The following is a 7198-nucleotide window of genomic DNA, read 5'->3' as shown; positions in this document are numbered from 1 at the left end:
GCCTCAGTCCCATTGAATTCAGGACCAAGACCGCTTAGCTATCTTTTATTTTTTGTACTGTCTACTTGACGGGGTGCAGTTCACTGCCGATGCTCGGCTTACAGGACACCCCTATTCATTACAGCATTTTGATTTCCAGCAGTTCATACTTTATGATGCCCATTGGCGCATTTACGCTGATTACGTCGCCTACTTTTTTACCCAAAAGCTCTTTACCAAGCGGACTTTCATAGGAGATCTTGTTGTCCATCACGTCAGCCTCCGCCGGACCAACTACCCGGTATTCGATTCTTTCGGAGTACTCAATATCATTCAGAATAACAATAGATCCCACACTCACGCTGCTTAGGTCTATGCTGCTCTCATCCACAATACGTGCTTTAATCAGCATTTTCTCGAGTATCATGATCCGCGTCTCCATAAACGACTGATCTTCCTTGGCCGAATGGTATTCGCTATTCTCCTTCAAGTCTCCATAGCTAATGGCGAGCTTAAGACGGGCTGCAAGCTCTTTGCGCCCTACTCCCTTAAGTTCCCTAAGTTCTTCCTCCAGCTTGGCTAATCCTTCCTTCGTTAAGAACACTTCATCATTTGACATGTTTACAACTCCTAGTTAAAGCATATTGCTTATTTTAACCTAAAAATCAAAAACATGCGAAAGGCTGTTAGGAACAACTTAATCTCGATGCAAGATTGACGTAATATAGGGAAGCTGTTAAATTAAATGAAATAAATCACACACTTTAACTCGGAATTAAATTGACAAAGGGGCTGGCTAACATTAATTTCATTTTCTTTTCCCCTCATTTCCCTAAGAACAGCACTGAATTCTGCGAACGGCTGCATGAGCAGGGAGCAACCGTACTGGGCATCGGTGATGCGGAATATGACGGTTTGGGTCAGCGTCTTAAGGCTTCGCTCACCGAATACTACAGAATCAGCGATCTGGAGAATTACGATGAGCTGGTACGGGCTGTGGGCTATTTCACACACCGGTACGGAAAGATTGACCGCTTCGAGTCGCTGAATGAATACTGGCTGGAGCAGGATGCCATGATCCGTACCGATTTCAACATTTACGGCACCAAAACAGACTTCATTCATAACCTGAAGCAGAAGTCGAAAATGAAAGACTTTTTCTACAAAAGCGGAGTCAGTACCGTTCAGTTCACCACCGGAAGTGACCGGGCCAGTGTGGATGAGTTCATCCGCAGCGCCGGATTTCCACTCGTGGTGAAGCCCGACCTCGGCTCAGGCGCCAGCATGACCTATAAGATCAACAATGAGGACGAGCTGCAGCATTTCTTCGATCACAAGCCCGCTGATGTCCATTTCATTATCGAAGAATTTATTGACGGGATCATCCTTACCTATGATGGACTTGTCGATATCGATGGTGAAGTACGTTTTGCGGTAAGCCACCGCTTCGAGCAGAGTGTGATGGAGGTTGTAAATACGGATGATCATCTCTATTACTTCTGCCTGAAGGATGTCTCCCCTGAAGTGGAGGAGGCCGGACGCAGCATCCTTAAGGCATTTGATATCCGGGAACGCTTCTTCCATATCGAACTGTTCAAGTCGAACAAGGATGGTCGCATCATTGCGCTTGAAGTCAATATGAGACCGCCGGGCGCGTGGATGACGGATGCCATTAATTTCGCCTATGATGTGGATGTTTATAAGGAATGGGCACGTATGGTTGTCCATAATGAAGTCGGCGGCCCTTATCCGGGACAGTATTACAGCGGCTACGCCAGCCGGAAGAATCATAAACACTATGTGCACAGCCACGAGGATATACTGCGCACTTTTGGCGGACAAATCGTCAATTATAACGAGATCGAGGATATTTTCAGCAGGGCTTCGGGTAACCGTGCATATCAATTCCGTTCTGCCCAATTGGACGATGTGAGAGACATCGTGAAGTTCATTCAACTAGAAGAAGGGTAGGGTGGAAGGATGAAGGTAAGCTACCACAAGGAGTACAGCCACTATCTGAACAGAGATATGGAATATAAAATCTACGGCCATGCCGGCAAACCCATGCTTGTCTTCCCCACTTCGCTCGGCAGATTTTATCAATTTGAGGATTCCGGGATGATTCATACACTCCATGATTTCATCGATCAAGGGAAGCTGCAGATCTGGACCTGCGACAGCATCGATGAAGAGACTTTTTTCTCGGAGCACTGGAATCATCAGGACAAGATTAACCGCCATGAGCAGTATGATCAATATATAACGAAGGAACTGATTCCCGGCATTCTAAGGCAGAGCAAGGAGAACAACGGCGGTCATGACCAGAAGATCCTTGTCTCCGGCTGCTCCATGGGCGCTTATTACAGTGCCAACTTCTTCTTCCGGCACCCGCAGTATTTTGATACATTAATCGCACTGAGCGGCGTGTATTCCACCGCGTATTTCTTTGGGGATTATGTGAGCGAGGCGGTATACCTGAATTCTCCACTGCGTTATCTTCCAGGACTTCATGACGAACACTATCTGAACCAATACCGGCAGAGCAACATTATTCTATGTGTCGGACAAGGCGCTTACGAAGATGAAATGCTCCATGAAACCCGGCTACTGCAGGAGCTTCTGCACCATAAGAATATTCCGGCACGGATCGATTATTGGGGCACCGATGTCAATCATGACTGGCCCTGGTGGAATAAGCAGATCCATTACTATATCAGCAGTTGTCTATAATCGCAGAAAGAGGATGCTCCAGCAGCCGGATTCGGCCCACGGAACATCCTCTTCTTCATGTCTCTTTATTCTTCCGTCAAATGCTCTTTACAGAACAGAAGCAGCGCTTCCTCTTCGTCCTCTTCGAGATCGAAATCCAAAATCCGGTTTGTTGTTCGCTCCAGCAGATCGTAAGTGATCATGGTCGTTTGACCATCCTCCAGCTTAACAACTACCCGGGCCGATATCCCGTTCTCTTCGTACAGCTCGTCATCCTCCGGAACATCAAGTTCAATAACGAACTCATACCGTTTGCCTGACAATATGCCAAAAGGATCCTTGACCAGATCCACCGTGTAAGCCGTGAACATCAACATTACTTAACCCCATCCTCTTTTCCATCATAACTGCCAACGATATTGTAACATAAAAAAAGGACTGATTGCCTTCTTCCATGGATGCGCTTCTTATTAGTGTTAAGCATAACGTGCAATTATCCGGTGACTACTTTGTTGCCTGGTGTACCGTCTTTCTTAATCTGCTTGCTTCTCAGTTGTCCGCAGGCCGCATCAATATCCACCCCATGCTCCAGGCGGGTGCTTACGCTGACCCCCTGCTTCTTCAAGGTATCGAAGAACGCACGCACGGATTCCCGCTCGCTTCTTTGGTATTGGCTATGTTCATCCACCGGGTTATACGGGATAAGATTCACGTTGACCAGCTGTCTCCGCTCTCCAATAAGCTCGGCCAGCTCCAGAGCGTGCTCGGTACGGTCATTCACATCCTTCATCAGGATGTACTCCAGTGTAATTCTCCGCTTCGTCTTCGCCAGATAATAATCGATGGCCTGCATCAACTGCTCGATGGGAATCGCCTTATTGATCTTCATGATCCGCGTCCGCAGCTCATTATTCGGTGCATGAAGTGAAATCGCCAGGTTCACACCCGGATTAGCATCCGCAAACTCTCTTATTTTTCCTGCCAGTCCGCTTGTAGAGACAGTGATCCCTCTTCCGGCGATGGCAAGTCCCTTCTGGTGCTTGATAATATCGAGGACATTCATCAGGTTCGTGAAATTATCAAACGGTTCGCCGATACCCATGACAACAATATGACTGACCTTCTCTCCGCCCTCTGCCGCATCCAGATGCTGCTGAACCTTCATAATCTGCTCCACAATTTCACCGCTGGACAGATCACGGCTCTTGGCGAGCAGACCGCTGGCGCAGAAGCTGCAACCGATATTACAGCCAACCTGGGTAGTCACACATACGGACAAGCCGTATTTCTGCCGCATCAGCACCGTTTCGATCAAATTACCATCCTGAAGCCGGAACAGAAACTTCACCGTTCCATCCGATGACTCCTGTTTCACATGCTCCTCCAGAGTACGGATATCATAATGTTCGCTTAGCAGCTGAAGACAATCTTTATTGACCTCAGTCATTTCGGAGAAATCAGCCACCCGTTTACGGTAGAGATACTCCCACACCTGCTGCGCCCGGAATTTCTTATGCCCATACGGCAACAACCATGCCGTTAATTGATCCAATGTTAATCCATAGATGGATTGCTTATTCATTTCTTTATCCTCTTTTCAAAAGCGCTTTGTTCCTGAGTATTGTCTCAAATTTTGTTTATTTAAACAAGGGCATTTTAGCTTCTATTGTAGCCACTTACCCCTAACACACAAAAAACGGATGCCCCTCATTCCTTAAGGGAGCATCCGTTCTATCGTTATTTAAATACCGCGAATTTCAGCTTCTTACTCTTCAGGTAATCGATAATTTCAGGAAGTGCCTCCAGGGTGACTTTCTTCTCATGCAGAAGATAAATCCCTCCGGACGGATCGGTATGGTGGAAATATTGCACGATTTCCTCCGGGCTTCCGACATTCCAGTCCTCAGGGTCACGGTTCCACAAAAGAACCTTCATATGCTGCTCCAATACAATTTCACCGAGTCCATCATTGATCGCACCATAAGGCGGACGGAATACAGTCACCGGCTTCCCGGTAATCTTCTCCAGAGCCTGGTTAGCCTTGGTCAGATTCACCCGGTTCTCTGTAACAGTATTTTTGGTGAGTTCACCATGGTCCCAGGAGTGGTTCCCAACCGCCATCTCATGTCCGGCCGCGTACTGTACCTCACCGGGATGATTCTGTACATTTTTGCCGACAAATAGAAAGGTTGCCGCCATGCCATGCTTCACCAGGATATCGACGATTTCATTGGTATACCGGGATGGACCATCGTCAAAAGTTAAGGCTACATAACCTTCCGGCAATGTAAACTCATATTTATCGTCATCCATTTCGATCTCAGTATAGGAAAGGTTCTGCATAACAGCAGGTTTGGGTGAAGGGTCCGGATGCTGTGAAGGAGTGGCGGCTTCCGCTAGGATTGAGGCTGACTGAGCATAAGTTGTGGTAAGGCTGGAAGACTTAATGATCCCGGGTCCTGCTGCAGACTCTTCATGCATAGACATACTGTCTCCGAATAAATCCCCTTCCAGGCGCAGGGACATAAACAGCAGTATTACCGTTGATATTACACATCGCAGCGCAATGCGGCCGAATTGGTAAACTCCGCTACGTATTCTGGACGAAGGTTCCCGTTCCGGAATCAAGGGCAGCACCGTCGCCTCTGAAGGCTTGTCAGGCTCAACAACAAAGCCGTCATCAACCTGCTTCTTCAGTTGAAGAAGCTGCTGAGCATAGTCCTCAGAGCAATCATAGTAGAGTGTTTCGTTGAACGAATGATTTATTTTCACAAGGGTGCTGTAATAGGTTTGACGGAAGGGGTCCCATTTGGGATATAGTGACAGCCTTATTCTATGTGATGTAAAAGGGCCCAAGAGGTTCAACTGACTATATGTATATTCATCTATGTTAATTTCTTTTTGAATAGTTCCAGAATTACAGAACAAACCTATCTCCATGCGGTAACCGTTCAGTTCGTGTCCAAGAGACAGCAGTTCTATCATTAAACTGTTAGTTGTTTCCATAGGCGGCATACATCCTTAGGTATCCTCATTACCTTCTTTGCGATCCATAAGCGTAGTACTGAATGGTGCTGTCATACGGTTGGTGAATTCGCTGATCATGTTGGAGAGGTAAGTTTTTTCTTGCCGTACTGCTTCGTATTTCTGCTTCAAATGTGCATTCTCAGCTTCCAGGCGGCCGATCTTCTCCTCCAGCTCATTCTGCTTTTTGAGCTTCTCGGCATGGGCCTCGTTATGCTTCTGCACGACATTACGATATTTCTGCTGCTCCAGATCAATACTGCTCTTCAGTTCGTCAATCTCGTTGGCCTTGGTGGACTGCAGCTCCCGGTAATCCTCCATCACCTGGTCTACCTTCAGATTCTTCTCGAGCATTTTATGTTCCAGTTCAAGAATATTCTTTTCTCTTTCTTCGATGACCTTATTCAGGTTCTTGACATCCCGGTTTAAGCGCTCCACATGCCCGTTCGCATGAGTAAGGCGATCCTGAAGCTCATTCACATTATTCTCTGCGTGCTGCCTCGCCTGAATCGTCTGTTCTACGGCAAAGATCAGATCGAGCGATTTCTTATCCAGCTGGCCTTTACCCGTGGAGATCAGACCGGCCACAGTCTCGCTTGCTTGCGGGGCTTCCATTACCTCATCACTCTCTTCGCCGAATTGTATCTTTTGAACCACTTCCGGTTTTTCTTGTTTCTCCGCTGCATCTTTCTTTTTAAAAAAGGGAGAGATCATCTATGCTATCACCTCATTAAAAATGTCAAATAATGTCGAGCTTATACGAGTCTATTATAGTTTAATTACGTTCCTTGTTAGTGAGCCATTATATCTATCTTTATTAAATATATCGAAAGACCCAAGTTAACCGAACTGATAAGTATGAACCATGCCGGGAGTCCCCCAAAGCAGGGTTGTGCCGGATGGCGGAATGAACAGCATGGACAGAAAGACCACCAGCATATTGCAAAAAAAGACACCTGCTGACAGGTGCCCTGAGGTTACGAAATGTATACGTTTAATCCGATGCGCGCGCTTAGCGGAATGTTCTCAGCAGCTCCGGAAGCTCAACTTCCGAAATGACCTGGATGCCGTTTCTTTGAAGCAACGCCGCAGTAACGCCCTGTCCGGAGATTTTGGTGCCCGAAAATTCACCGTTGTAGATATGGGAACTTCCGCAGGAGGGGCTGTTTTGTTTAAGGACCACCATGGTCGCTCCCGCCTCTCTGGCTTCACGGAGTGTTTCGTAAGCGCCTTGTATGAACGGTTCGGTCACATCACCGCCTGCCTGAGTAAGCACACGCGCTCGTCCATCCAGCACATCCTCCCCGTTACCCCCTGAAATTTCGGCCGGTTCTCTCGGTGTGGACAGCCCTCCAAGCAGCTCGGGGCATACCATCTTCGCCTTGCCTTCCGACACCAGCTGCTGAATCTTGTCGTTTAAGCTGTGTGTTCCGTTATACCTTACTTCCAGACCTGCCAAACAGGAGCTTACCAATAACAACCTCGC

At 47.3% G+C, this 7198-nt stretch carries 8 protein-coding genes; 2 read left to right on the top strand and 6 right to left on the bottom strand.

Features of this window, described 5'->3' with window-relative positions; translation table 11 throughout:
* Positions 1 to 118: 118 nt before the first annotated feature.
* Positions 119 to 598 (bottom strand): transcription elongation factor GreA, encoded by a 480-nt coding sequence (gene greA / locus ACAN55_RS20975; protein ID WP_379137482.1) that lies wholly within the window; start codon positions 596 to 598, stop codon positions 119 to 121.
* Between the two features lie 161 nt (positions 599 to 759).
* Here greA and ACAN55_RS20970 point away from each other — a divergent pair, with 161 nt between their 5' ends.
* Positions 760 to 1950 carry an ATP-grasp domain-containing protein gene (locus tag ACAN55_RS20970; RefSeq protein WP_379137479.1) on the top strand — a complete coding sequence of 397 codons (1191 nt, stop codon included), beginning with the start codon at positions 760 to 762 and terminating at the stop codon, positions 1948 to 1950.
* Positions 1951 to 1959: 9 nt separating this feature from the next.
* Positions 1960 to 2709, top strand: coding sequence for an esterase family protein (locus ACAN55_RS20965; RefSeq protein WP_379137476.1), 750 nt, complete (start codon positions 1960 to 1962; stop codon positions 2707 to 2709).
* 65 nt (positions 2710 to 2774) lie between these two features.
* Here ACAN55_RS20965 and ACAN55_RS20960 read toward each other — a convergent pair whose 3' ends face one another.
* From ACAN55_RS20960 to ACAN55_RS20940, 5 genes are all read right to left on the bottom strand, one after another.
* Complete coding sequence (locus ACAN55_RS20960; RefSeq protein WP_379137473.1) at positions 2775 to 3065, bottom strand: DUF6509 family protein; 291 nt, start codon at positions 3063 to 3065, stop codon at positions 2775 to 2777.
* Between the two features lie 116 nt (positions 3066 to 3181).
* On the bottom strand, positions 3182 to 4270 hold the full coding sequence (rlmN, locus tag ACAN55_RS20955; protein ID WP_379137470.1) for a dual-specificity RNA methyltransferase RlmN: 1089 nt from the start codon (positions 4268 to 4270) through the stop codon (positions 3182 to 3184).
* Between the two features lie 155 nt (positions 4271 to 4425).
* Complete coding sequence (locus ACAN55_RS20950; protein ID WP_379137467.1) at positions 4426 to 5694, bottom strand: polysaccharide deacetylase family protein; 1269 nt, start codon at positions 5692 to 5694, stop codon at positions 4426 to 4428.
* Positions 5695 to 5709: 15 nt separating this feature from the next.
* On the bottom strand, positions 5710 to 6426 hold the full coding sequence (locus ACAN55_RS20945) for a hypothetical protein (protein ID WP_379137464.1): 717 nt from the start codon (positions 6424 to 6426) through the stop codon (positions 5710 to 5712).
* A 298-nt stretch (positions 6427 to 6724) separates the two neighbouring features.
* Positions 6725 to 7192: a 2-thiouracil desulfurase family protein gene (locus tag ACAN55_RS20940; protein WP_379137462.1), complete on the bottom strand. Its 468-nt coding sequence runs from the start codon at positions 7190 to 7192 to the stop codon at positions 6725 to 6727.
* Positions 7193 to 7198 lie beyond the last annotated feature (6 nt).

It is taken from the genome of Paenibacillus oryziterrae (assembly GCF_042610485.1).
GTDB lineage: Bacteria > Bacillota > Bacilli > Paenibacillales > Paenibacillaceae > Paenibacillus_AQ.
The sequence above is the reverse complement of the archived record's forward strand: the minus strand, read 5'-3'. Positions and strand labels throughout refer to the sequence as shown.

What these genes read in the sequence shown, in the direction of transcription:
- greA (WP_379137482.1), bottom strand. Translation starts at nt 598, where the DNA reads ATGTCAAATGATGAAGTGTTCTTAACGAAGGAAGGATTAGCCAAGCTG.
- ACAN55_RS20965 (WP_379137476.1), top strand. Translation starts at nt 1,960, where the DNA reads ATGAAGGTAAGCTACCACAAGGAGTACAGCCACTATCTGAACAGAGAT.
- ACAN55_RS20960 (WP_379137473.1), bottom strand. Translation starts at nt 3,065, where the DNA reads ATGTTGATGTTCACGGCTTACACGGTGGATCTGGTCAAGGATCCTTTT.
- rlmN (WP_379137470.1), bottom strand. Translation starts at nt 4,270, where the DNA reads ATGAATAAGCAATCCATCTATGGATTAACATTGGATCAATTAACGGCA.
- ACAN55_RS20950 (WP_379137467.1), bottom strand. Translation starts at nt 5,694, where the DNA reads ATGGAAACAACTAACAGTTTAATGATAGAACTGCTGTCTCTTGGACAC.
- ACAN55_RS20945 (WP_379137464.1), bottom strand. Translation starts at nt 6,426, where the DNA reads ATGATCTCTCCCTTTTTTAAAAAGAAAGATGCAGCGGAGAAACAAGAA.